We start from the raw sequence: 657 nt of genomic DNA on the forward strand, positions 1-657 counted from the left end.
TCTCGCCTCGGTCTCGTTTGCTCGTCTGTCCTTGAATCTGCTATTTTCCGGTATTCCTTCAATCTTTCATGCTGGCTGCTGATCGGCTGTTACCGTGTTTTCTGTTGGTGAAATGGACTTCACCAACATCTGTTGTGCCCAAGAGACATCGCTGGTTGGTGCGTCTGGATCCTTGCTGGCTCTGTCAAGGATTTTCATCCAGGCGAGTCCAGGATTCTGACCAAAATACTCGCATAGTTTAGTGAGATCTCCGAGAGATAAGGGTGAATATGAATGCTGGAACTGAGCCAAGGCCCTATGATACGAGCAGCCGAGTATGCGGGCGTAGACTCTGATTGTGGTGCGAGGAGACGTCTGTTGCATCCAGGAGGCCACTTCATCTATTGCCGCTTTATCGATTGTTGTCCAATTTGCAGTGTTTGTCATGTTATCGATTCTCGTAGGTTTGGTGGTGTGTGATGATGGCTTTTTTCGGTGCTGTGAAGCATCGACCGCCAGCAGTGAAAGTGCCAGTAAACTGATATTTAATTCCATAAATGTCCAGTATACTATAACTTTGGTAAGTGATTCGTGATACGATTCAGAAAGACCTGAAGTCGGTGTGAACACAAAACAGTGGTTTCTTGTCTGGTTGTAACCGGAAGTTGAGGAGGTGGG

The 657-nt window shown here is 47.0% G+C and carries 1 protein-coding gene; it reads right to left on the bottom strand.

Annotated features, from left to right (window positions below):
• Window positions 1-66: 66 nt before the first annotated feature.
• Window positions 67-657: hypothetical protein (locus CRD60_RS08690; protein ID WP_236630930.1), on the bottom strand; the 591-nt coding region annotated here is incomplete at its 5' end.

Source organism: Bifidobacterium aemilianum, from assembly GCF_003315635.1.
GTDB classification, from domain to species: domain Bacteria; phylum Actinomycetota; class Actinomycetes; order Actinomycetales; family Bifidobacteriaceae; genus Bifidobacterium; species Bifidobacterium aemilianum.